17 protein-coding genes are annotated in these 23,043 nt (G+C 67.8%); 9 read left to right on the plus strand and 8 right to left on the minus strand.

Annotated features, from left to right (window positions below; all coding sequences use genetic code 11):
- The first annotated feature begins 99 nt into the window (after nucleotides 1–99).
- Together ACFVWR_RS13355 and ACFVWR_RS13360 are read left to right on the plus strand one after the other, a co-directional pair.
- Nucleotides 100–999 (plus strand): sulfurtransferase, encoded by a 900-nt coding sequence (locus ACFVWR_RS13355; RefSeq protein WP_387212698.1) that lies wholly within the window; start codon nucleotides 100–102, stop codon nucleotides 997–999.
- A 9-nt stretch (nucleotides 1,000–1,008) separates the two neighbouring features.
- On the plus strand, nucleotides 1,009–1,443 hold the full coding sequence (locus tag ACFVWR_RS13360) for a SufE family protein (protein ID WP_387212701.1): 435 nt from the start codon (nucleotides 1,009–1,011) through the stop codon (nucleotides 1,441–1,443).
- A 36-nt stretch (nucleotides 1,444–1,479) separates the two neighbouring features.
- Here ACFVWR_RS13360 and ACFVWR_RS13365 read toward each other — a convergent pair whose 3' ends face one another.
- Entirely contained in the window at nucleotides 1,480–2,655 is a 1,176-nt protein-coding gene (locus tag ACFVWR_RS13365) for an alpha/beta fold hydrolase (RefSeq protein WP_387212704.1), read from the minus strand.
- A gap of 99 nt (nucleotides 2,656–2,754) precedes the next feature.
- Here ACFVWR_RS13365 and ACFVWR_RS13370 point away from each other — a divergent pair, with 99 nt between their 5' ends.
- The 4 genes from ACFVWR_RS13370 to ACFVWR_RS13385 all read left to right on the plus strand — a co-directional run bounded on the left by ACFVWR_RS13370 (nucleotide 2,755) and on the right by ACFVWR_RS13385 (nucleotide 7,956).
- Nucleotides 2,755–3,351, plus strand: a complete 597-nt coding sequence (locus ACFVWR_RS13370) for a DUF3000 domain-containing protein (RefSeq protein WP_387212707.1) — start codon at nucleotides 2,755–2,757, stop codon at nucleotides 3,349–3,351.
- Entirely contained in the window at nucleotides 3,344–4,540 is a 1,197-nt protein-coding gene (locus ACFVWR_RS13375; RefSeq protein WP_387212710.1) for an HRDC domain-containing protein, read from the plus strand. The genes ACFVWR_RS13370 and ACFVWR_RS13375 overlap by 8 nt, the downstream gene beginning before the upstream one ends.
- Before the next feature lie 71 nt (nucleotides 4,541–4,611).
- Nucleotides 4,612–5,817 carry a thiolase family protein gene (locus ACFVWR_RS13380; protein ID WP_387212713.1) on the plus strand — a complete coding sequence of 402 codons (1,206 nt, stop codon included), beginning with the start codon at nucleotides 4,612–4,614 and terminating at the stop codon, nucleotides 5,815–5,817.
- Nucleotides 5,818–5,820: 3 nt separating this feature from the next.
- Nucleotides 5,821–7,956 (plus strand): 3-hydroxyacyl-CoA dehydrogenase NAD-binding domain-containing protein, encoded by a 2,136-nt coding sequence (locus ACFVWR_RS13385; RefSeq protein WP_387212716.1) that lies wholly within the window; start codon nucleotides 5,821–5,823, stop codon nucleotides 7,954–7,956.
- Nucleotides 7,957–8,037: 81 nt separating this feature from the next.
- Here the strand turns inward: ACFVWR_RS13385 and ACFVWR_RS13390 are convergent, their stop codons facing one another.
- Entirely contained in the window at nucleotides 8,038–8,637 is a 600-nt protein-coding gene (locus ACFVWR_RS13390) for a TetR/AcrR family transcriptional regulator (RefSeq protein ID WP_387212719.1), read from the minus strand.
- Between the two features lie 50 nt (nucleotides 8,638–8,687).
- On the opposite strand from ACFVWR_RS13390, the gene ACFVWR_RS13395 reads away from it, so the two are divergent.
- Nucleotides 8,688–11,669, plus strand: a complete 2,982-nt coding sequence (locus tag ACFVWR_RS13395) for a glycoside hydrolase family 2 TIM barrel-domain containing protein (protein ID WP_387212722.1) — start codon at nucleotides 8,688–8,690, stop codon at nucleotides 11,667–11,669.
- Nucleotides 11,670–11,675: 6 nt separating this feature from the next.
- On the opposite strand, the gene ACFVWR_RS13400 is transcribed toward ACFVWR_RS13395, so the two are convergent.
- Both ACFVWR_RS13400 and ACFVWR_RS13405 read right to left on the minus strand, forming a co-directional pair.
- Nucleotides 11,676–12,668, minus strand: coding sequence for an aldo/keto reductase (locus ACFVWR_RS13400; RefSeq protein ID WP_387212725.1), 993 nt, complete (start codon nucleotides 12,666–12,668; stop codon nucleotides 11,676–11,678).
- Nucleotides 12,665–13,054: a MerR family transcriptional regulator gene (locus tag ACFVWR_RS13405; protein WP_387212728.1), complete on the minus strand. Its 390-nt coding sequence runs from the start codon at nucleotides 13,052–13,054 to the stop codon at nucleotides 12,665–12,667. The genes ACFVWR_RS13400 and ACFVWR_RS13405 overlap by 4 nt, the downstream gene beginning before the upstream one ends.
- 95 nt (nucleotides 13,055–13,149) lie before the next feature.
- Between ACFVWR_RS13405 and ACFVWR_RS13410 the strand changes: the two genes are divergently transcribed.
- Both ACFVWR_RS13410 and ACFVWR_RS13415 read left to right on the plus strand, forming a co-directional pair.
- Nucleotides 13,150–14,319 carry a N(5)-(carboxyethyl)ornithine synthase gene (locus ACFVWR_RS13410; protein WP_387212731.1) on the plus strand — a complete coding sequence of 390 codons (1,170 nt, stop codon included), beginning with the start codon at nucleotides 13,150–13,152 and terminating at the stop codon, nucleotides 14,317–14,319.
- A gap of 12 nt (nucleotides 14,320–14,331) precedes the next feature.
- Nucleotides 14,332–14,868, plus strand: a complete 537-nt coding sequence (locus tag ACFVWR_RS13415; protein WP_387212734.1) for a dihydrofolate reductase family protein — start codon at nucleotides 14,332–14,334, stop codon at nucleotides 14,866–14,868.
- A 24-nt stretch (nucleotides 14,869–14,892) separates the two neighbouring features.
- Here ACFVWR_RS13415 and dxs read toward each other — a convergent pair whose 3' ends face one another.
- The 4 genes from dxs to ACFVWR_RS13435 form a co-directional block, all read right to left on the minus strand.
- Nucleotides 14,893–16,830 (minus strand): 1-deoxy-D-xylulose-5-phosphate synthase, encoded by a 1,938-nt coding sequence (gene dxs / locus ACFVWR_RS13420; protein WP_387212737.1) that lies wholly within the window; start codon nucleotides 16,828–16,830, stop codon nucleotides 14,893–14,895.
- Between the two features lie 88 nt (nucleotides 16,831–16,918).
- Nucleotides 16,919–19,732, minus strand: coding sequence for an aconitate hydratase AcnA (gene acnA, locus ACFVWR_RS13425; RefSeq protein WP_387212740.1), 2,814 nt, complete (start codon nucleotides 19,730–19,732; stop codon nucleotides 16,919–16,921).
- Between the two features lie 141 nt (nucleotides 19,733–19,873).
- Nucleotides 19,874–22,249 carry an HAD-IC family P-type ATPase gene (locus tag ACFVWR_RS13430; protein WP_387212743.1) on the minus strand — a complete coding sequence of 792 codons (2,376 nt, stop codon included), beginning with the start codon at nucleotides 22,247–22,249 and terminating at the stop codon, nucleotides 19,874–19,876.
- A gap of 4 nt (nucleotides 22,250–22,253) precedes the next feature.
- The gene (locus ACFVWR_RS13435) at nucleotides 22,254–23,042 is read right to left on the minus strand and encodes a DUF3159 domain-containing protein (RefSeq protein WP_387212746.1); all 789 of its coding nucleotides are present in this window, start codon (nucleotides 23,040–23,042) and stop codon (nucleotides 22,254–22,256) included.
- Nucleotide 23,043: the final 1 nt, after the last annotated feature.

Raw genomic sequence — 23,043 nt, forward strand, 5'->3', positions numbered from 1 at the left:
AGCCTGGAACGTAAGTTCGCTGTGTGTCGAGGCTTCCAGCCTAATCCGACGCCGACGAGAGTTCTCTGCGCTCCGTGCGCCATCAGGAGGTACATCCGCATGTCCATCGAGGTCGACCCGTCCCCCGCTTTCGCCGACTACGCGCATCCAGAAAGCCTGGTGAGCACCGAGTGGTTGCAGGAGCACCTGGGCGAACCGGGACTGGTGGTGGTCGAATCGGATGAAGACGTGTTGCTGTACGACACCGGCCACATCCCGGGTTCGGTCAAGATCGACTGGCACACCGACCTCAACGACCCGGTGCAGCGCGACTACGTCGACGGCGAGCGGTTCGCCCAGCTACTGAGCGCCAAGGGAATCTCCCGCGACGACACGATCGTGTTCTACGGCGACAAGAACAACTGGTGGGCGGCCTACGCGCTCTGGGTGTTCAGCCTGTTCGGTCACGACGATGTGCGCCTGCTCGACGGCGGCCGCGACAAGTGGATCGCGGAGGGCCGCGAGATCACAACGGACGCGACGACGCGCGAGCCGGTCGAGTACCCGGTGGTCGAGCGCGACGACACGGTGATCCGTGCGTTCAAGGATGACGTGCTCGCCCACCTCGGCAAGCCCCTGATCGACGTGCGCTCCCCCGAGGAGTACAGCGGCGAGCGCACCGAGATCCCCGGCTACCCGACCGAGAGCGCCCTGCGTGCCGGCCACATCCCGTCGGCCGCCTCCGTGCCGTGGGCGCGCGCGGCCGCCGCCGACGCCACCTTCAAGCGCCGCCCCGAGCTGGAGGGCATCTACCTCGGCGACGCCGGCCTGAAGCCGGGTGACGATGTGATCGCCTACTGCCGTATCGGTGAGCGGTCGAGCCACACCTGGTTCGTGCTCACGCACCTGCTCGGGTTCGAGAACGTGCGCAACTACGACGGCTCGTGGACGGAATGGGGTAGCGCCGTGCGCGTTCCCATCGTCACCGGCAGCGAGCCCGGTGAGGTTCCGGCGAAGTAAAATCGGTTCATGACCTCTTTGGCTCCGGCACTCGCCGAGATCCGTGACGACTTCTTGGCGCTCGAACAACCCGACCGGCTGCAGCTGCTGCTCGAGTTCTCGAACGAGCTCCCCGAGCTGCCCGAGCGCTATCGCGATCATCCCGACCTGCTCGAGCGGGTCGAGGAGTGCCAGTCGCCGGTGTACATCTTCGTGGAGGTGGACGACTCGAACGTCGTGCACCTCCACGCCACCGCGCCGCGCGAGTCCCCGACCACACGGGGTTTCGCGTCGATCCTCGTGCAGGGGCTGGCCGGGCTGACCGCCGACGAGGTTCTGGCCGTGCCCGACGACTACCCGCAGACCATCGGGCTCACGCAGGCCGTGTCGCCGTTGCGCATCCGTGGCATGTCGGCGTTGCTCGGCCGCACCAAACGGCAGGTGCGCGAGAAACTCGCGGCCTGAGACGTCGCCCGGCCTGGCCCCGCCGATGAGTGGGCCTCAGACGATGTGCTCGTCGAGCCAGTCGGCGATCGATGAACTCCAGCGCGCCTCGTCGTAGTTCCAGAGCTTGGTGTGCAGCGCGGTCGCGAACGGCACCAGGGTGACGATGTCGCTCCGGGCTTCGGCGAGCGCGCGGGATGCGGTCGATGGCACGAACCCGTCATCGTCGCTGTGCAGGATCAGCGTGGGGCGGTCGAGCTCCGAGGCCCGCGCCACGAAGTTCATGCTCGCGAGATCGATCGGTGCGCCGAGCCCGGTGATGGGAGCGCTCCAGGTCGACTCGATGAGGCGGAGCGCCCCCTGCGTGATCGGGTCGGGCAGGCGCAGCAGTCGCGCCTGGTATTCGAGGGTGTCGATCCAGTCGATGACCGGGGAGTCGAGGATGATGCCATGCACCAGCTCGGCGGACGACGACCGGGTGAGCGTCTGCAGCACCACGGCCCCGCCCATCGACCAGCCCATCAAGACGATCGATGTCGCGCCGCTGTCGGCGGCGTACCGGAGGGCGGCATCGATGTCGTGCCACTCCGTGCCGCCGAGTCCGTAGCGGCGGTCGGCGCTCTCTGGAGCATCGCCGTCGTTGCGGTAGGACGCGAGCAGGGTCGTGTAACCCTGCTCGCGAAAAGTCTTGACCGCGCGCAATCCCTCTTGGCGCGTCGCACCCCAGCCGTGCACCTGGATGACCCAGCGCCCGGTGTCGGTGCCATCGGCCGGCGGGAACCGCCACGCGGGCGCCTCTCCGAGCTCGGTCTCGATGGTCACGCTGCGCACGGGCACCCCGAGCTCGGCCGGTTCCAGGTAGTAGTAGCCGCTCAGCCTGGCCCTCGACGTCGGCCGGATGTCTCCGAACGCCACGTCCTGCAGCTCGCGCTCGACATTGGCGTCCGACTTCTGGATCACGCCGCCGACCTTCGCGTACCCGGTGTCGTCGTCGAACCAGAGGCCGTACCGGCCGGGGACAGCGGCATCCGGCGTGTGTTTGAGGGTGACCGTTCCTGCATCCTCGTCGACGGCCCGGATGCTCTGGTTCTGCGGTCGCTTCCGCACCGGTGTGATCACGGTGAGCGCGACCCGCGCCATCACCAGACCGGCGCACGCCGCAGCGATCAGTGCAAGTCCGCCGCCGACCGCGGCAGCCGTCCAAAGGGATTTCGCGCTCGTCGACCTCGCCATGTCAAGCAGCGTATCGCCGAATACTCGGTCACCGTCCAGGAGTCTGCCAGCGGCGTGCCTTACCCGGCAGCGTAGGCAACCGACCCTAGTGTTCGTAGCGTGCCGACAACATCCTCGACCCCTCGCACTCCCCCGGAGTTCGCCGCGGCGTTGGAGACCATCCGCACCGTGACATCGCGCTCAGAGCTCGTGATCACGGAGATCCCGGCCCCGGGGCAGCTGGCGCCGTACGCGGTCGCGCTCGCTGCGGATGTGCGCCCTGCGCGGCACGGCGCAGACTCCGATCTCGGTACGGGCCGGTTCATCCTTCTGTACGATCCAGAAGAACCGGAGGCCTGGGGCGGCCGCTTCCGCGTCGTCTGCTTCGCGCAGGCTCCCCTCGAAACCGATATCGGGCTCGATCCGTTTCTCGCCGACGTCGCGTGGTCGTGGCTCGTGGACGCGCTCGATGCGCGTCATGCCAGCTACACCGCAGCGAGCGGAACGGCCACCAAGATCATCTCCACCGGTTTCGGCGAGCTCGCCAAGCAGGGCGACGGCTCGCAGATCGAGCTCCGTGCCTCGTGGACGCCACTCGAGCACGACATCAAGGCCCACGTCGAGGGATGGGGTGAGCTGCTCTGCATGCTCGCCGGCCTCCCCCCGGCGGGCGAGGGTGTGAGCCTGCTCTCGACCAGACGGGCCCCTCGTGACTGACCACTTCGTCATCGCCGATCGCAAGGACTACCTCGCCGCAGTGGAGTCCATCGCCGCCGGCACCGGGCCCATCGCGGTGGACGCGGAGCGCGCCTCCGGCTTCCGCTACTCGCAGCGCGCGTACCTGATCCAGGTCTTCCGGCGTGGTTCGGGCACCTTCCTCTTCGACCCGCCGGCGATCGGCCGGTTCGACGAGCTCAACGACAGCATCGCCGACGAGGAGTGGGTGCTGCACGCGGCGACCCAAGACCTCACCTGCTTGCGGGAGGTCGGCCTCGACCCGCACAGGATCTTCGACACGGAGCTCGCCGCGCGACTGCTCGGCATGCCCCGGGTCGGCCTCGGCACGGTCGTCGAGGAGCTTCTCGGCATCCATCTCGCCAAAGAGCACTCTGCCGCCGACTGGTCGACCCGGCCTCTGCCCGAGCCGTGGCTGGTCTACGCCGCGCTCGACGTCGAGCTCCTCCCCGATCTGCGCGACGCGATCAATGCGCTGCTGATCGAAGCGGGCAAATCCGGTATCGCTGAGCAGGAGTTCTCCGCCGAGCTCACGCGCGACCTGAAACCGATGCGGGCGGAACCGTGGCGCCGCCTCTCCGGCATCCACGCCGTCAAGGGTCTCCGCAATCTCGCCGTGGCCCGCGAGCTGTGGCTGAGCCGCGACGAACTCGCTCGTGAGACCGACACGGCACCCGGCCGCTTGGTTCCGGACGCCTCTCTGACCGCGGTCGCCAAGGCGATGCCGGAGTCGAAGCGCGCCCTGGCGTCGCTCCGCGAGTTCAACGGCCGCGCGAGCCGCACCGAGATCGACCGCTGGTGGGCCGCGGTCGAGGCCGGCCGCACCACGAAAGACCTCCCCGTCCTCCGCGCGAACGGCGACACCCTCCCCCCTCCGCGCGCCTGGATCGACCGCAACCCGGAGGCGGACGCCCGCTTGAAGGCCGCGCGCGCCGCGGTCGGCGAACTCTCCGAGCGGCTGTCCATCCCGATGGAGAACCTCATGACGCCCGAGACGCTTCGTCGCGTCGCCTGGGCTCCACCGGCCGAGATCACGCCGGAGACGGTCGGCGATGCCCTCGCCGGATGGGGCGCTCGCCCCTGGCAGATTGAGGCAACCTCACAGTCGATCGCCCAGGCTTTTGTGGAAGCCCACCAAAAGCCCGCGGAACCCGACGAAGCGGATTCGTAGGAAGAATCAAACGATTCCGTCCGTTCAGCTCGGCTCCTTAAGATCGATGTCGACCTGATTATGGAGGCATTGTGGCCGATAGAGTTGATGTCGTCTTCGTCGACGGAGTTCGCACTCCGTTCGGACGAGCCGGCGAAAAAGGGCAGTACTGGAACACGCGAGCGGACGATCTGGTGGTCAAGGCCATGATCGACCTGATGGAGCGCAATCCGAACGTGCCCAAAGACCGAATCGATGACGTCGCGATCGCAGCGACCACCCAGCAGGGCGACCAGGGCCTCACGCTCGGCCGTACCGCCGCGCTGCTCGCCGGTCTTCCCAAGTCCGTCCCCGGTTTCGCCATCGACAGGATGTGCGCCGGCGCCATGACGAGCGTCACCACCCTGGGCTCCGGTATCGCGTTCGGCGCATACGACCTGGCCATCGCCGGAGGCGTCGAGCACATGGGACGCCACCCGATGGGCTTCGGCGCCGACCCGAACCCGCGCTTCCTCTCCGAGCGCCTGGTCGGCGAAGACGCCCTCAACATGGGTTCCACCGCCGAGCGCATCCACGACCGCTTCCCGGCTCTGACGAAGGAGCGCAGCGACCGCTACGCCATGCGGAGCCAGCAGAAGACGGCCGCCGCCTATGCCGCGGGCAAGATCCAGCCCGACCTGGTGCCGGTCGCCATCCGCTCCGAGAACGGCTGGGGTCTGGCGACGCAAGACGAGGGGATGCGCCCTGAGACGAACATGGAGTCTCTCGCCACCCTGCGCACCCCGTTCCGGCCGCACGGCCGCGTCAGCGCCGGCAACTCCTCACCCCTCACCGACGGCGCCACGGCGAGCCTGCTCGCGTCGGGCGACGCCGTGAAGGAGTTCGGCCTGCAGCCGAAGATGCGCATGGTCAGCTTCGCGTTCGCCGGTGTCGAGCCGGAGATCATGGGCATCGGCCCGGTGCCGTCGACCGAGAAGGCTCTCCGCAAGGCCGGTCTGACGATCGACGACATCGGACTGTTCGAGCTGAACGAGGCGTTCGCCATCCAGGTGCTCTCGCTGCTCGACCACTTCGGCATCGACGATGACGATGACCGCGTCAACAAGTGGGGCGGCGCGATCGCCGTCGGCCACCCGCTCGCCGCCAGCGGCGTGCGCCTGATGATCCAGCTCGCCGCCCAGTTCGAGGAGCACCCCGAGGTGCGGTACGGACTGACGGCCATGTGCGTCGGCCTCGGCCAGGGCGGAAGCGTCATCTGGGAGAACCCCCACTACAACAAGCGCGCGCGGAAGGCCTGACACGTGACCGACTACTCCACCATCGACTTCAGCCCGCTCGCTGCCGTCTCCGACGACGAGGTCGTCACCCACTCGTATGTGAAGGACGTGCCGCTCTCCGGCGGCAAGGTGCTCGCTCTGGTCACGCTCGACAACGGCCGCGACCACACCCGTCCGAACACGCTCGGCCCGGCGACGCTGATCGAGCTCGGCGAGACGTTCGACGCGCTGACCGAGCGCGCATCCCGGGGCGAGATCCATGCGGTGGCCGTCACGGGCAAGCCGTTCATCCTCGCCGCCGGCGCCGACCTCTCGAAGGTCGGCGACATCCCGAACAAGGAGGTGGCGAAGCTGCTCCCCCAGCTCGGCCACTACGTGCTCGGCAAGCAGGCGACCTTCGGCGTTCCCTCGTTCGTGTTCACGAACGGGTTGGCCCTCGGCGGTGGCGTGGAGATCGGCCTCAACGCCGACTACCGCACCATCGACCGCTCGACGGCGGCGTTCGCACTTCCCGAGGTCTTCCTCGGCCTGATCCCCGGCTGGGGCGGTGCGTACCTGCTGCCGAACCTGATCGGCATCGAGAACGCCCTCAAGGTGATCGTCGAGAACCCGCTCAAGCAGAACCGCATGCTGAAGCCTCAGGACGTGTTCGACCTGGGCATCGCCGACGCGATCTTCGACTCGGCCAACTTTCTCGAAGACTCGATCAAGTGGGCCGACAAGGTCGTCTCGCGCGAGCTGACCGTCAAGCGCCCGCACGTGCCGGGCAAGGTCGAGCGGATGGTCAAGTGGGATGCCGCCATCGGCATCGCCCGCAAGATGCTCGAGAGCCGCATCGGCACGGTTCCCAAGTCGCCGTACGCTGCTCTCGACCTGCTCAAGGCGGCGAAGAGCGGCACCAAGGAGGAGGGTTTCGAGCGCGAAGACGACGTGCTCGGCGAGCTCATCTCCGGCGATCAGTTCCAGGCGAGCATCTACGCCTTCAACCTGGTGCAGAAGCGCGCGAAGCGCCCGGCGGGGGCGCCCGACAAGAAGCTCGCGAAGAAGGTCACCAAGGTCGGCGTGATCGGCGCCGGCTACATGGCAAGCCAGTTCGCACTGCTGTTCGTCCGCCGGCTGCGCGTTCCCGTGGTGATCACCGACCTCGACCAGGCGCACGTCGACAAGGGCGTCGCCTACATCCACGACGAGATCGGCAAGCTCCAGGAGAAGGGCCGCATCTCACCGGATGAGGGCAACCGCCTGCGCGCGCTCGTCACCGGCACGACCGACAAGTCGCTCTTCGCCGACGCCGACTGGGTGATCGAGGCCGTGTTCGAAGAGCTGAGCGTGAAGCAGAACGTCTTCGAGGAGATCGAGCAGTACATCTCCGACGACGCCGTGCTGGCCACGAACACCTCCTCACTGTCGGTGGAGAAGATCGGCGCCAAGCTGAAGCATCCGGAACGCCTCGTCGGCTTCCACTTCTTCACGCCGGTCGCCGTGATGCCACTGATCGAGGTCGTCAACACCCCGAACACCGATGAGGCGACGCTGTCGACCGCGATGGTCACGGCAGCGGCACTCCGGAAGAACGCGGTCATCACCGCCGATACCCCCGGATTCGTCGTCAACCGGGTTCTGGCCAAGGTGCTCGGCGAGGCGATGCACGCGGTCGACGACGGAACCTCGTTCGAGGTCGTCGACGAGGCGTTCGCACCGCTCGGGCTGCCCATGCCGCCGTCGGCGCTGCTCGACCTCGTCGGGCTCAAGGTCGGCGCGCACGTTCTCGACACGCACCACGAAGCGTTCCCGGAGCGCTTCTACCGCAGCGAGAACCTGCACAAGCTCGCCGAGCACGGCAAGCTGCTCGAGAAAGACGCCAAGGGCAAGATCAAGGGCTTCGACAAGACCGCGGTGAAGATCATCTCCGGCGGCAAGAACCCGTGGACGAAGGAGCAGATCCTCCAACGCCTCGAAGACGGCCTCGCCGACGAGATCCACCGGATGCTCGAAGACGACGTCGTGCACGCTGCGGAAGACATCGACCTCTGCATGATCCTGGGCGCCGGCTTCCCGTTCCAGATGGGCGGCATCACGCCGTACCTCGATCGGGTCGGGGCGTCGGAGCGCGTCTTCGGCGACACGTTCCACCACCCGCCCGTGAAGGGCGTCGCGTAAGCGGCGCTCCGCTCATCGAGGGGTCCGGACACGCCGTCACGCCAGGTCCGCTGACGGCGAGTCGGGACCCCTCGTTGGTCTTCAGGCCGTGAGCACCAGCTCGAGGTAGGCGCGCAGCGTGGCGGACGCGTCGATCGCATCCGGTGTGTACAGCCACCGCAACTGGATGCCCTCCCAGAGCGCGACCACGGTCGTCGCGGCGATGGCCGGGTCGACCCCGTCACGGAGACGCCCCGCTCGGCGGAGCGCCTCGAACTCGGCCGTGTACTCGGCCTGCAGCGTCTCGTACCGCTCGAGAAAGTAGTCGCGCGCCGGGTGGCCCTCGGTCGTCGCCTCGGCCGCGAGCACGCTGTAGAGCGCGATCAGGCCGGGGACGCTCTCGTTGGCTTTCGCCTGCGCGACGATGTGCCTCTCGAACGACGCGCCCTCGTCACCAGGCAGGTCGCCTCCTCGGAGTTCGTCGCGCCGCGCCAGCACGGCGAGCAGCAGCTCCTCTTTGCCCGCGAAATGGTGCTGCAGGTTCGACTGACTCATGCCCGCCGCGGTGGCGACGTCTCGCAACGAACTGGCGTGGTAGCCCTTGAGCGAGAAGAGCCGGTACGCCTCGTCGATGATCTGCTCGCGGCGCGCGGCCGTCTTCGCATACGGCCCGCGGCGGCGGGGGCGCTCTGCACCGGTCATCTGCGTCTCCAAATTAGGTCAGGTCGTCGAGATTCAGCTAGCCTCATGCTATGCCAGTGGCACCCGCTCCCTACCTCGCCGATACCGCGCCCGGTCGTGGCGCCCGCCGCCCGGCCCGATCGTGGCTGCACTCGGATGCGCCCAGCCTGAGCCTCAACGGCGACTGGCGATTCCGGCTCTCCCCCGCCGCACCCGCCACTGAGGAGGTGGGCGAGCGTGACTTCGACGACTCGGGATGGGACACCATCCCGGTCCCGTCGCACTGGGTACTGCAGGGCGACGGCCGGTACGGTGCGCCGATTTACACGAACATCCAGTTCCCGTTTCCGATCGACCCGCCGCACGTTCCCGACGAGAACCCCACCGGCGACTACCGCCGCCATGTCGAGGTTCCCGCATCGTGGATCGACGCCGAGCGGATCGTTCTGCGGTTCGAGGGCGTCGAGTCGATGTACAAGGTCTGGGTGAACGGCGGCGAGATCGGCATCGCCACCGGCAGCCGCCTCGCGCAGGAGTTCGACGTCACGGCCTCCGTGCGCGCCGGAGACAACCTCGTGGTGGTGCGCGTTCACCAGTGGTCGGCGGCCAGCTACCTCGAAGACCAGGACCAGTGGTGGCTGCCGGGCATCTTCCGCGATGTCACACTGATCGCGCGGCCCGCCGGCGGCATCGAGGATGCGTGGCTACGAGCGGGCTTCCACGAAGGACGCGGCACCGTGACGACCGAGATCACGGCCGCACCCGAGGCGTATCCGTTGACCCTGCGCATCCCGGAGCTCGGCATCGAGCAGGTGTGGGACTCGCCCGCCGACGTCGTGCCCCTCGACGTGGGCGCGGTCGAGCCGTGGAGCGCCGAAACGCCCCGTCTCTACTCCGCGTCGCTGTCGAACGAGGCCGAGAGCATCGACCTGCGGCTCGGCTTCCGTTCTGTCGAGATCCGCGGCGACCGTTTTCTGGTGAACGGCCGCCGGGTGGTCTTCCACGGGATGAACCGGCACGAGACACATCCCGTGCGCGGTCGCGTCTTCGACGAGGAGAACGCCCGCGAGGATCTGGCGCGCATGAAGCGGTTCAACGTGAACGCGATCCGCACGAGCCATTATCCGCCGCATCCGCGCCTGCTCGACCTGGCCGACGAGCTCGGGCTGTGGGTGATCGACGAGTGCGATCTCGAGACCCACGGGTTCGAGAAAGACGGCTGGAGGAACAACCCGAGCGACGATCAGGCGTGGCACGCGGCGTATCTCGACCGCATCCAGCGCACCGTCGAACGCGACAAGAACCACCCGAGCATCGTGATCTGGTCGCTCGGCAACGAGTCGGGCACCGGATCGAACCTCGCGGCGATGTCCGCGTGGGTACACGCCCGCGACCCCGAGCGCCCGGTGCACTACGAGGGTGATTACACGGGTGAGTACACGGATGTGTACTCACGGATGTACTCGTCGGTGCCCGAGACCGAGGCGATCGGCACAGACGGCTCGCTCGCACCCATCCTCGGCTGCACCCCGGCCCAGGCCGCCCGCCAGCGTGCCAAGCCCTTCCTGCTCTGCGAGTACGCCCACGCGATGGGCAACGGCCCGGGAGCGCTCGACCAGTACGACGCGCTGACCCACGAGCATCCGCGGCTGCACGGCGGCTTCGTCTGGGAGTGGCGCGATCACGGGCTCCTGGCCGAAACGAGCGACGGTGTGCCGTTCTACGCCTATGGAGGCGACTTCGGCGAGGTCGTGCACGACGGCAACTTCGTCATGGACGGCATGGTGCTGAGCGACGACGTTCCGACCCCAGGCCTGGCGGAGTTCAAGGCGGTCGTGCAGCCCATCCGGTTCACCTTCGACGACAAGTCGGTGCACCTGACCAATCTGCGACACTCGGCAGACGCGTCAGACCTGGCATTCCGCTGGCGGGTCGAGCACGACGGAACCGACGTGTCTGCGGGAGAGCTGGCGGTGCCCCGACTGGCAGCCGGCGAGACGGTGACCGTGCCGCTCCCCCACATCGACGCCGCCGGACAGGGCGAGACGTGGCTGACGATCGACGCCGTGCTGCGCTCGGCCACCGCGTGGGCCCCCGAGGGGCACCTGGTCGCGTCCGCGCAGCTGAACCGGACGGCGGCCGCGCCCGTCGCGGCGGTGCCGCGTGCGCGCATCCTCCCCGCCGGCACCGGATCGCTCACCCTCGGACCGGCCGAGTTCGAGCGCGGACAGCTCGTGGGACTGCTGGGCCGGCCCGTGCGCGGGCCGCGCCTGGAACTCTGGCGCGCACCGACGGACAACGACGAGGGCTCAGCACCGTCGTTCTGGGACGGCAGCGACGCGAGCAGCCCCGGTGTCTCGAGCGCTTCGCTCTGGCGGCGGGACGGGCTCGACCGTCTGACCCACCGCGTCCTCGAGCTGCAGAACGACGCGGCGGGGCTGCGGACACTGACCAAGGTCTCCGCCGCGAACAGTTCGCGAGCGGTGCTCGTCGAGACCAGCTGGACTCTCGACGACGGCGGGCTCGAGCTGCGTGTCGAGATCGAGCCGGGCACCGGATGGGAGACCGTCTGGCCTCGGATCGGCGTGCGGTTCGAGCTCCCCGACCTGTCGGACTCACGCGTCGACGGCGCCGAGTGGTTCGGTCGCGGACCGCTCGAGTCGTATCCGGACAGCCTGCGCGCCGCCCGGGTCGGCCGGTTCGAAGCCGGCATCGACGAGCTCGGCGCGGGCTACGCGCGCCCCCAGGAGACCGGACATCGCTCGGACGTGCGCACGCTCGCCCTCCGCAGCGGAGGGCGAGACGCGCTCGCGCTCGAATTCCTGCCCGACTCCCGTGGACGCAGGCCCGGGTTCACCCTGTCGCGACACACGCCGCAGCAGGTCGCCCGGGCCGCGCATCCCTTCGAGTTGCCGTCGAGCGACACGAGCTACCTGTTCGTCGACGCAGCGCAGCACGGCCTCGGCTCGCGTGCGTGCGGTCCCGACGTGTGGCCCGAGTTCGCGCTTCGGCCCGAAGCACGGAGTCTGCGCATCCGGTTCGCCCGGCAGTAGCCGCGCCTACTTGTTGAGCGGGCTCATGTCGGCGTAGCGGTCACCGGCTGGCGCCGCGACGTCGGCGAGCCGGTCGACCTGATCCTGGCTCAGTTCGAGCTCGTCCGCGGCGACGTTCTGCTCCAGGTTCTCCACGCGGCGGGTGCCGGGGATCGGGGCGATGTCGTCGCCCTGCGCCAGCAGCCAGGCGAGAGCCACCTGACCGGCCGTCGCGTCGACCTCTTTCGCGATCGCGTCGACCTGCTCGACGATGCGGATGTTCGCCTCCAGGTTGTCGCCTTCGAACCGCGGGTTGAACCGGCGGAAGTCGTCGTCGGCGAGCTGGTCGAGAGAACGGATCGTCCCCGTGAGGAAGCCGCGTCCGAGCGGCGAATAGGGAACGAAACCGATTCCGAGCTCGCGCACGGTCGGCAGCACCTCGGCCTCGGGATCGCGCGTCCAGAGCGAGTACTCGGTCTGCACCGCGGTGACCGGATGCACGGCGTTGGCGCGGCGGATGGTCTCCGGCGCTGCCTCCGACAGCCCGTAGTGACGGATCTTGCCCTCCTGAACGAGCTCGGCGAGCGCTCCGACGGTCTCCTCGACCGGCGTGCCCGGATCCATCCGGTGCTGGTAGTACAGGTCGATGTAGTCGGTGTTCAGCCGTCGCAGCGAACGTTCGACCGAGAGCCGCACGTTCTCCGGCGAACCGTCGAGACCTCGAGCCGGCTGCCCGTTCACCTCGGGCGACCGGTGCAGGAGCGTGCCGAACTTGGTGGCGATGACCACCTGATCGCGCTTGCCGGCGAAAGCCTTGGCGAGCAGTTCCTCGTTGGTGAACGGCCCGTAGATCTCGGCCGTGTCGAAGAACGTGACACCCAGGTCGACGGCGCGGTGGATGGTGCGGATCGACCCGGCGTCGTCGGTTCCGGCGCCGGTGTAGAACGCCGACATGCCCATGCAGCCGAGTCCGAGCCGGGAGACCTCGAGCTTGTCGGTTCCGAGAGTGATCTTCTTCATGCGGTTACCTTTTCTTGATAGAGACCGATCTTGTAGTCGATGGCAGCGAGGCTCGCCGTCATCGCCTCCAGCCGGCGCACGACGTTCATCCGGTGGATGAGCAGGAGTTCGAGCCGCTCGGCCGAGCTGTCGTCGCCGAGGCGGGCGAGTTCGACGTACTCGCGCATTTTCGCGATGGGCATGGAGGTCAGCCTGAGCTTGGTGAGGAAGGTCACCCAGGTCACGTCGTTCGCGCTGTACCGCCGGTGCGACGACGAGGCGCGGTCGACGGGTGCGAACATCAGTCCTTCGCGCTCGTAGTAGCGCAGGGTGTGGGTCGACAGCCCGGTCAGCTCCGCCACGTCGGAGATCGACATCGCCCGTTCGGGCTGGGATGAATCGGTCATGTCCCCACGATAGAACTTAGAGCGCACTCGAAGTCAAACTCTGGGCATAGTCTGGGGCGACGGAGCCAGCGTGGCGCCCGACGAGGAGCCGCACGATGACCGACAGCCCGACCACCCCCACTCTCTCGCTCGGCGTGCTCGCCACGAGCCGCAAGCCCGATGAGCGTCGGCTGCCCCTGCATCCCGCCCGGCTCGACCGCATCGAACCCGAGCTGCGCGAACGCATCATGCTGGAGACCGGATACGGCGAGCGTTTCGGCTTCACCGACGAGCAGTTGCGCCCGCTCGTCGGCGGCATCGCATCCCGGAACGACGTGATCGCCGAGTCGGACGTGGTTCTGCTGCCGAAACCACAGGCGAGCGACCTCGACGACCTGCGCGACGGCCAGACGCTGTGGGGCTGGCCGCACTGCGTGCAAGACAGCGAGATCACCCAGCGTGCGATCGACAAGCAGCTGACCCTCATCGCGTTCGAGGCCATGAACCACTGGACGAGCAGCGGACATTTCGGACTGCACGTCTTTCACGCCAACAACGAGCTCGCCGGCTACTGCTCGGTGCTGCACGCCCTGCAGCTGGTCGGGCTCACCGGCGACTACGGACGACGGATGAACGCGATCGTGATCGGGTTCGGCGCCACCGCGCGCGGCGCCGTGACAGCGCTCAACGCCCACGGGGTGCACGACGTCCAGGTCCTCACGAACCGCGAGGTCGCGGCGGTCGGCTCCCCCATCCACTCCGTGCGCATCGTGCAGTTCGACCACGACGACTCGGCGCCGCACCTCAGTCATGTGATCACCGACCACGGCCGGGTGCCCATCGCGCCCTTCCTCGCCGAGGCGGACATCGTCGTCAACTGCACCCTGCAAGACCCGAACGCACCGCTCACCTACCTCACCGAGAACGACCTCGACGGTTTCGCCCCGGGCAGCCTGATCGTCGACGTCTCCTGCGACGAGGGCATGGGATTCAGCTGGGCACGCTCCACGACGTTCTCCGACCCGATCTTCGAGGTGGGCGACCACGTCCGCTACTACGCCGTCGACCACAGCCCGTCGTACCTCTGGGACTCCGCGACGTGGGAGATCGGCGAGGCGCTCACGCCCTTCCTGTCGGTCGTTCTGGCCGGACCGGAGGCGTGGGAGGCCGACACGACCATCCGCCGCGCCATCGAGATCCGAGACGGACTGATCGTGAATCCGGCCATCCTGGAGTTCCAGAACAGGGAGCCGCTGCCGCCGTACCGGCATGTCGGCCGTCGCTGATAGCTTCGCCGCATGGCACGAACCCTCTACTACGTCGCATCCTCGATCGACGGCTTCATCGCCGACTCCGACGACCGCATCGACTGGCTCCTGCAGTTCGGATTCGAGGCGTACGACGAGCACTATCAGCGCTTCCTGTCGGGCATCGGCGCCATCGTCATGGGGGCGGCGACCTACGACTTCCTCCTCGGCGACGAGAACCTGGAATGGCCGTACGCCGGCATCCCCACCTGGGTGGTCACCCACCGCGATCTCCCTGTCGTCGCCGGCGCAGACATCACATTCTTCGCCGGAGACATCGGCACGCTCGACACGGAGCTGCGAGCCGCGGCCGGCGATCGTGACGTGTGGGTCGTCGGCGGCGGCTCCGTCGCGGCGCAGTTCGCCGACGCCGGGCTCCTCGACCAGCTGCACGTGACGATCATGCCGATCCTGGTCGGCTCGGGAAAGCCGCTGCTGCCGGTCGGCCAGGCGTCACCGCCGTTGGAGCTGCTGCGCACGACGCCGTTCGCGGGCGGCGCTGTGGAGCACGTCTACACGCTGAGCTGAAGTCGCCTGAGCTGAAGCCGCCGCTCAGGCTTCCAGGTGGCGCTCGCTGAACTCCTCGGCGGGCAGAGGACGGGCGATGGGGATGCGGCTGCCCAGCACCTGCGCGACGAGGTCACGAGCGATGTTCTGCGGGGTGAGCCCTGCCTCTTCGAGGATCTCCTCGCGCGTCGCGTGGTCGATGAACTCGTCGGGCAGCCCCAGCTCGTCCACGGCCGTGTCGATGCCGGCCTCGCGCAGATCTTGGCGAACCCTGGTGCCGATGCCGCCCACCCGGATGCCGTCTTCGATCGTCACGACGATCCGGTGCTCCGCAGCCAGTGCGATGACGCTCTTCGGCACGGGAACGACCCAGCGCGGGTCGACGACAGTGGCGCCGATCCCCTGAGCCGCGAGACGTTCCGCAACCTTCAGGCCGAGGGTGGCCATCGGGCCCACCGTCACGAGGAGTACGTCTTTGCGCTCGGACTCGTGAAGAACGTCGACACCGTCGTCGGTGCGGCGCACGGCGTCGATGTCTGGTCCGACGGCGCCCCTCGGGAACCGCAGAACCGTCGGGGCGTCGTCGACGACGACGGCCTCCGCGAGCTCTTCCCGAAAGCGCGACCCGTCGCGCGGTGCCGCCAGCCGGATGTTCGGCACGACCTGCAGAATCGCCAGGTCCCAGATGCCGTGGTGACTCGGGCCATCGGGCCCCGTCACACCGGCGCGGTCGAGCACGAACGTCACGCCCGCTTTGTGGAGCGCCACGTCCATCAGCACCTGGTCGAACGCCCGGTTGATGAACGTCGCATAGATCGCGACCACGGGATGCAGGCCGCCGAACGCGAGGCCGGCGGCGCTGGTCACGGCGTGCTGCTCGGCGATGCCGACGTCGTGCACCCGGTCGGGGAAGCGCTCGGCGAACTTGTGGAGCCCGGTCGGGCGCAGCATCGCGGCGGTGATCCCGACGAGCCGGGAGTTCCCCTCCGCCAGGTTCACGATCTCGTCGGCGAACACGCTCGTCCACGAGGGCTTGCTCGAGCTCTCGATCGGCTCGCCCGTCTCGGGATCGATCTGACCGACCGCGTGGAACTGGTCGGCCGCATCCCGCAGAGCCGGCTCGTAACCGCGGCCCTTCTGGGTGATCGCGTGCACGATCACCGGGGCGCCGTAGTTCTTCGCCTGCCGGAGCGCCTCCTCCATCGCTTCGATGTCGTGGCCGTGAACGGGCCCGATGTACTTGATGTCGAGGTTGGAGTAGAGGGCCTCGTTGTTAGAGAACCGGCTGAGGAAGCCGTGCAGCCCGCCCCGGATGCCGCGGTAGAGCGACTGGCCGGGGTCACCGAGCTTGTCGAATGCGCGCCGGCTCGAGAGGTACAGGTTGCGGTAGCTGCGTCGCGTGCGCACCGTGTTGAGAAAGCGGGCCATGCCGCCGATCGTCGGGGCGTAGGAGCGGCCGTTGTCGTTCACGACGATGATGAGCCGGCGGGTGTTGTCGTCGCTGATGTTGTTCAGCGCCTCCCAGGTCATGCCGCCGGTGAGCGCGCCGTCGCCCACCATCGCGATCACGTGCCTGTCATCCTGACCGGTCATCGCGAACGCGCGCGAGATGCCGTCGGCCCACGAGAGCGAGCTCGAGGCGTGCGAACTCTCGACGATGTCGTGCTCCGACTCCGAGCGCTGCGGGTAGCCCGCGAGGCCACCCTTCTGGCGCAGCAGAGAGAAGTCTTGGCGACCGGTCAGCAGCTTGTGCACATACGACTGGTGCCCGGTGTCGAAGACGATCGCGTCGCGGGGTGAGTCGAACACCCGGTGGATGGCGATCGTCGACTCGACGACCCCCAGGTTCGGACCGAGGTGCCCGCCCGTCTTGGAGACGTTGGCGATGAGGAACGTGCGCACCTCGCCCGCCAGTTGCACGAGCTGCTCTTCGGTGAGCGCGTCGAGGTCGCGGGGACCGTGGATCGTCTCGAGGATGCTCATGGTTCGAGTCTAGGCGCGTGGAAATCGAAGGTGGCTCGGAACCGTGATTCCGAGCCACCTCTCGTCGATCTCCGACGGATCGCGCTGGCTAGACGAGGCTCCGCAGCACGTACTGCAGGATGCCGCCGTTGCGGTAGTAGTCGGCCTCACCCGGTGTGTCGATCCGCACGACCGCGTCGAACTCGATCGTCTGCTTTCCGGCGGGCGAGTCGGAGGACGGCTCGGCGGTGACGCGCACGGTCTTCGGCGTTGTGCCGGCGTTCAGCTCTTCCAGACCGGCGATCGAGATGACCTCCGTGCCGTCGAGGCCGAGCGACGCCCAGCTCTCGCCGGCGGGGAACTGCAGGGGAACCACGCCCATGCCGATGAGGTTCGAGCGGTGGATGCGCTCGAAGCTCTCGGTGATGACCGCGCGCACGCCCAGCAGGCTCGTGCCCTTCGCCGCCCAGTCGCGCGACGAGCCTGAGCCGTACTCCTTGCCGCCGAGGATGACGAGCGGGATGCCCTGCTCCTGGTAGTGCTGCGACGCGTCGTAGATGAACGACTGAGGCGCGCCCTCCTGGGTGAAGTCGCGCGTGTAGCCGCCTTCGACGCCGTCGAGGAGCTGGTTCTTCAGGCGGATGTTCGCGAACGTTCCGCGGATCATCACCTCGTGGTTTCCGCGACGCGAGCCGTAGGAGTTGTAGTCTTTGCGGTCGATGCCGTGCTCATCGAGGTAACGACCCGCAGGGCTGTCGGCCTTGATGTTTCCCGCCGGGCTGATGTGGTCGGTGGTGACCGAGTCGCCGAGCTTCGCCAGCACCCGCGCGCCCTGGATGTCGGTGACCGGCGTGGTCTCCAGGGTCATCCCGTCGAAGTACGGGGGCTTCCGCACGTACGTCGACTTCTCGTCCCACTCGAAGACCGAGCCGGTCGGCGTGGGCAGCGACTTCCAGCGGTCGTCACCCTCGAACACGCTCGCGTATTCGTGGGTGAACATGCCCTCGTTGATCGACGAGTCGATGGTCTCCTGCACCTCGGCCGCGTCGGGCCAGATGTCTTTGAGGAAGACGTCGTTGCCGTCTTGGTCCTTACCGAGCGCGTCGACCTCGAAGTCGAAGTTCATGGAGCCGGCGAGGGCGTAGGCGATCACCAGCGGCGGGCTCGCGAGATAGTTCATCTTGACGTCGGGGTTGATGCGGCCCTCGAAGTTGCGGTTGCCCGAGAGCACCGCGGTGACGGCGAGGTCGTTGTCGTTGACCGCCTGCGAGATCTCGTCGATCAGGGGTCCCGAGTTACCGATGCAGGTCGTGCAGCCGTAGCCGACTGTGTAGAAGCCGAGGTCTTCGAGGTAGCCGGTGAGTCCCGCCTTCTCGTAGTAGTCGGTGACGACCTTCGAGCCCGGGGCGAGCGTGGTCTTCACCCACGGCTTGGACTTGAGGCCCTTGCGGGCGGCGTTGCGGGCGAGCAGACCGGCGGCCAGCATGACCGACGGGTTCGACGTGTTCGTGCACGACGTGATGGCCGCGATGGCGACCGCTCCGTGGTCGAGCGTGAACGAGGCGCCGTTCTCGGCGATGGTGACCGGTGTCGGGCTCGAGGCGGTCTTCGGCGCGTGGCTGTGGTGGTGGTGCTCGTGCGTGCTGTTCGTGTCTTCCGGGCTCAGCTCGCCCGGGTCTGACGCCGGGAACGACTCGGAGATCGTGAGGTCGACGAGGTCGTGCGAGACCTCCGCGTAGTCGACGAGGTCTTTCTCGAACTGGCCTTTGGCCTCGGCGAGCACGATTCTGTCTTGCGGACGCTTCGGGCCGGCGATCGACGGAACGACGGTGCCGAGGTCGAGCTCGAGGTACTCACTGAACACCGGCTCGGTCGACGGGTCGTGCCAGAGGGTCTGCAGCTTTGCGTACTCCTCGACCAGGGCGATCTGCTCGGCGCTGCGCCCGGTGAGGCGCAGGTAGTCGAGGGTCACGTCGTCGATCGGGAACATGGCGGCGGTCGAGCCGAACTCGGGGCTCATGTTGCCGATGGTGGCGCGGTTGGCCAGCGGCACCTCGGCGACGCCCGCGCCGTAGAACTCGACGAACTTGCCGACGACGCCGTGCTTGCGCAGCATCTGGGTGATCGTGAGCACGACATCCGTCGCCGTCACACCGGTGGGGATGGCGCCGGTCAGCTTGAAGCCGACGACCTTGGGGATGAGCATGGAGACGGGCTGGCCGAGCATGGCCGCCTCGGCCTCGATGCCGCCGACGCCCCAGCCGAGCACGCCGAGACCGTTCACCATGGTGGTGTGCGAGTCGGTGCCGACGCAGGTGTCGGGGTAAGCCTGGAGTGCGCCGTTCACCTCGCGGGTCATCGTGACCCTGGCGAGGTATTCGATGTTGACCTGGTGCACGATGCCGGTTCCCGGCGGAACGACCTTGAAGTCGTCGAACGCGGTCTGGCCCCAGCGAAGGAACTGGTACCGCTCGCCGTTGCGCTCGTACTCGATGTCGGTGTTGCGCTCGAGGGCGTTCTCGGTGCCGAAGAGGTCGGCGATGACGGAGTGGTCGATGACCATCTCGGCCGGAGCGAGCGGGTTGATCTTCTTCGGGTCGCCACCGAGTGCGGAGACGGCTTCGCGCATGGTGGCGAGGTCGACGATGCAGGGCACGCCGGTGAAGTCCTGCATGATCACGCGCGCCGGCGTGAACTGGATCTCGGTGTCGGGCTCCGCCGTGGGAACCCAGTCGCCCAAGGCCTTGATGTGGTCGGCGGTGATGTTCGCACCGTCTTCGGTGCGGAGGAGATTCTCCAGCAGCACCTTGAGACTGAACGGAAGCTTCTCGTATCCGTCGACTTTGTCGATGCGGAACACCTCGTACTCGGTCGAGCCGACCTTCAGGGTGTCTTTCGCTCCAAAGCTGTTCACCGCAGACACAGTGCCCTCTCCTTCATTGGCAGGCCTGGTAACGCAAGCCTTCATCTCAATCTTGTTGTCGGTCGAAGAACGTTTCCAGCAAGGCAAGCCTAAGTCGCTCGCGCCCAGATTTATCTTGACGTCAAGATAAATCTACCACGATCACTCCCGGTCGAAGACCAGCCCGCGCCGTCGGGCGAAGCGATAGAAGAGCTCGATGCCGACAGCGCCGACAGCGCCGACGGCGATGCCCCAGACGAGGGTGATGTCGAGCGGAACATGCATCTGGAAGAAGCTCGCGGTGAAAGGGATGACGCACACGAGCACCATGGCGACGCTGACCGCCGCCAGCAGGGCCCACCGAGGGCCGCTGAGCGGGCGCGTGAGCACGCAGAGGATCCAGAGCGAGACGCAGAACAGCGAGATCGTCGTGATGCTCCGCGCCTCGTGCAGCGGGATGCTGCGGTACAGCGGGAGGTACACCACGATGCACGTGAGCCCGGCGATCACCCCGGTCGGGATCGAGTACTTGAGAACGCGCGACAGCACCCCCGGCCGGTAGATGCGGCGGTTGGGAGCGAGCGCCAGGAAGAAGGAAGGGATCCCGATGGCGAGGGATGAGACGAGCGTCAGTTGCCGGGGAAGGAAGGGGAACGGCCAGAGCACGGCCGCGCTGACCAGCGCCAGGATGATCCCGTACACCGTCTTCGCGAGGAAGATGTTCGACACGCGTTCGACGTTGGCGATCACCCGGCGCCCGAATGACAGCACGTCGGGCAGCCGTTCGAACTTGTTGTCGAGGAGCACGATGCGCGACACGGCCTTCGTCGCGGGCGTCGCCGTTCCCATCGCGATCCCCAGGCTCGCGTCTTTGATCGCCATCGCGTCGTTGACGCCGTCGCCGGTCATGGCGACGGTTCTGCCCTGCGCTCGGAGCAGCCCGACGGCGACACGTTTCTGCTCGGGGCTGACTCGTCCGAAGATGTCACTGCTCGCGAGCGCGGCGGCGAGCGCGTCGTCGTCCGTCAGTGTCGAGGCGTCGACCGCATCCCCCGGCAGGTCGAGGCCGCGTGCGATCGCTTCGACGGTGATCGGGTTGTCGCCCGACATCACGATCACGCGCACGGATTGCTCGGCGAAGTAGCCGAGCGTCGCTGCCGCGTCTGGTCGCACCGTCTCGCTCAGCACCACCAGAGCGGCCGGCTCCACCCGCAGACCGGCGATCGCCACGTGGCTGCCGCCTGGCAACGGGTCGATGGCGCGCACCAGCGCGAGGGTGCGTTGCCCCGTCGCCGCGATCGCGTTGGCCCGGGCGAGCGACTCCGCGTGGTCGGCGAGCACGCGCTCCGGGGCGCCGAGCAGCCACGAGCTCTCCGCGCCGTCGACCGTCAGCACGACGCCGCTGTACTTCGTGGCCGAACTGAACGGCACACGCCGCACGATGCGGTAGCGATCAGAGGTGAAGCGACTCGACAGGATGCCCGCCGTCGCATTGCCGGCGTCGTCCGCCCCGAATGCCGAGAGCGCGATGGCCGTCGCCTCATCGTCCACCGCATCCCCGAGGCGCTCAGTGCGCTCGAGGGCCAGCTCGCCGGTCGTCAGTGTTCCTGTCTTGTCGAGGCACAGCACATCCACGCGGGCCAGCACCTCGACGGCGGCGAGTTCCTGCACCAGCACTTTGCGGGCGGCGAGCTGGATCGCCGCCACCCCGAAAGCGAGGCTCGTCAGAAGCACGAGACCCTCCGGGATCATGCCGACGACAGCGGCCACGGCGTCGAGCAGCGCCCGGCGCCAGTGACCGTTCACGAAGAGCTCGTTCCAGCCTCCGTAAGCGAACACCCGGCCGATGATGGTGATCAGGATGATCGGCCCGAGGATCCACGACAGGTAGACGAGGATGCGGTTCGTCGCATCCCGCAGCTCGGAGTGCACGAGCGAGTGCTTGCGGATCTCGCTCGTCAGCTTGCTCGCGTACGAGTCCGCGCCGACCGCCGTCACGACGGCATACCCGGTTCCGGTCGCCACGTGCGACCCCGACAGCAGCTCCGCGCCGTCGTCTTTGAACACCGGATCGGACTCGCCGGTCAGCATCGACTCGTCGAGCGAGAGCCCCGTGCTCTGGACCACCCGGGCGTCGGCCGGGATCTGATCTCCCGGCCGCAGCACGAGCAGGTCGTCGAGCACGACGCCGTCGAGCGGCACCGAGGTCACGGCGCCGTCCCGGCGCACCCGGCTCTCCGGCGCAGCGAGCAGAGCGGCCCGCTCGAGCACGACCTTCGCCCGCACCTCCTGAACGATGCCGATCAGAGCATTGATGACCACGACTCCGTAGAAGAACCCGTCGCGGAGGTCGCCGAGGGCGATCACCGCGAGGAAACAGACGGTGAGGATGCCGTTGAAGAGCGTGAAGATGTTCTCGCGCAGGATGTCCGCGATCGACCGCGAGCTCGGCTGGCGCTGTGTGTTGCCTCGGCCGTCGGCCAGACGTTCGGCGACCTCTGCGCGGGTCAGCCCCTCCCTGATTCGCGCGTCCAGCATCCGGCTACCCTTCGGCCGGCTTCTTCGCCGCGGGCTTGCCTTCCGGCTTGTCCGCCGACGCGAACTGCCCGCGCACCACGAACCAGGTGATGAGGAGGAGCGGCGCGTACAGCGGAACACCCATGAGGAGTTTCGTGATGCCGAGAGCGACCGTGGCCTCGGGCGTGTGGGCGAGATACAGGGGAACCTGCACAGCGAGGCGGGCGGCGAAGAGGAGGAACCAGAGGAAGGTCAGCGCCTGCATCACGCGGAACTTCCCGCGCACGCTGCGCCAGGCGATCCCGTCTCCCATCAGATATCCGGCGATCAGGCCGATCAGCGGCCAGCGCACCAGCATCGAGATCAGCAGAGCGGCCCCGTACGCCGCATTCGTCCAGATGCCGAGGATGAAGTTGTCTTCTCCCCTGCCGGTGATCAGAGCGAGGATGGCCGATATGCCGACGCCGAGCAGCCCGGCGATCGCCTGGGTGACCGGTGTCTTGCCGACGATGCGCACGACGGTGAACACCGCGGCGACCAGTACGGAGATGCCGATCGAGAGCGGGACGTTCTGGGTGAAGGTGAACAGCACGAGGAACACGAGCCCCGGCAGGATGGTCTCGGCGAGCCCTCGAACGCCGCCGAGCGCCCCGAGCAGGGCCGTGCCCGTGGGCGTCTCGCTGTCGGCGAGCTGGCCGAGCCCGGACTTCTGGGCGGCGCGCGCGAGGCTCTCGCCGATCACCGAGGGCGCCGACTCGGCGGCGCTGTCGGAACGGTCGGTCCGGCCGGACTCCTCCGGGGTGCTGTCGGTCATG

It is taken from the genome of Leifsonia sp. NPDC058292, assembly GCF_042880955.1.
Lineage (GTDB): Bacteria > Actinomycetota > Actinomycetes > Actinomycetales > Microbacteriaceae > Leifsonia.

What these genes read in the sequence shown, in the direction of transcription:
- ACFVWR_RS13395 (WP_387212722.1), top strand. Translation starts at nt 8,688, where the DNA reads ATGCCAGTGGCACCCGCTCCCTACCTCGCCGATACCGCGCCCGGTCGT.
- ACFVWR_RS13435 (WP_387212746.1), bottom strand. Translation starts at nt 23,042, where the DNA reads ATGACCGACAGCACCCCGGAGGAGTCCGGCCGGACCGACCGTTCCGAC.
- ACFVWR_RS13410 (WP_387212731.1), top strand. Translation starts at nt 13,150, where the DNA reads ATGACCGACAGCCCGACCACCCCCACTCTCTCGCTCGGCGTGCTCGCC.
- ACFVWR_RS13415 (WP_387212734.1), top strand. Translation starts at nt 14,332, where the DNA reads ATGGCACGAACCCTCTACTACGTCGCATCCTCGATCGACGGCTTCATC.
- ACFVWR_RS13400 (WP_387212725.1), bottom strand. Translation starts at nt 12,668, where the DNA reads ATGAAGAAGATCACTCTCGGAACCGACAAGCTCGAGGTCTCCCGGCTC.
- dxs (WP_387212737.1), bottom strand. Translation starts at nt 16,830, where the DNA reads ATGAGCATCCTCGAGACGATCCACGGTCCCCGCGACCTCGACGCGCTC.
- ACFVWR_RS13430 (WP_387212743.1), bottom strand. Translation starts at nt 22,249, where the DNA reads ATGCTGGACGCGCGAATCAGGGAGGGGCTGACCCGCGCAGAGGTCGCC.
- ACFVWR_RS13390 (WP_387212719.1), bottom strand. Translation starts at nt 8,637, where the DNA reads ATGACCGGTGCAGAGCGCCCCCGCCGCCGCGGGCCGTATGCGAAGACG.
- ACFVWR_RS13355 (WP_387212698.1), top strand. Translation starts at nt 100, where the DNA reads ATGTCCATCGAGGTCGACCCGTCCCCCGCTTTCGCCGACTACGCGCAT.
- ACFVWR_RS13365 (WP_387212704.1), bottom strand. Translation starts at nt 2,655, where the DNA reads ATGGCGAGGTCGACGAGCGCGAAATCCCTTTGGACGGCTGCCGCGGTC.
- ACFVWR_RS13360 (WP_387212701.1), top strand. Translation starts at nt 1,009, where the DNA reads ATGACCTCTTTGGCTCCGGCACTCGCCGAGATCCGTGACGACTTCTTG.
- ACFVWR_RS13405 (WP_387212728.1), bottom strand. Translation starts at nt 13,054, where the DNA reads ATGACCGATTCATCCCAGCCCGAACGGGCGATGTCGATCTCCGACGTG.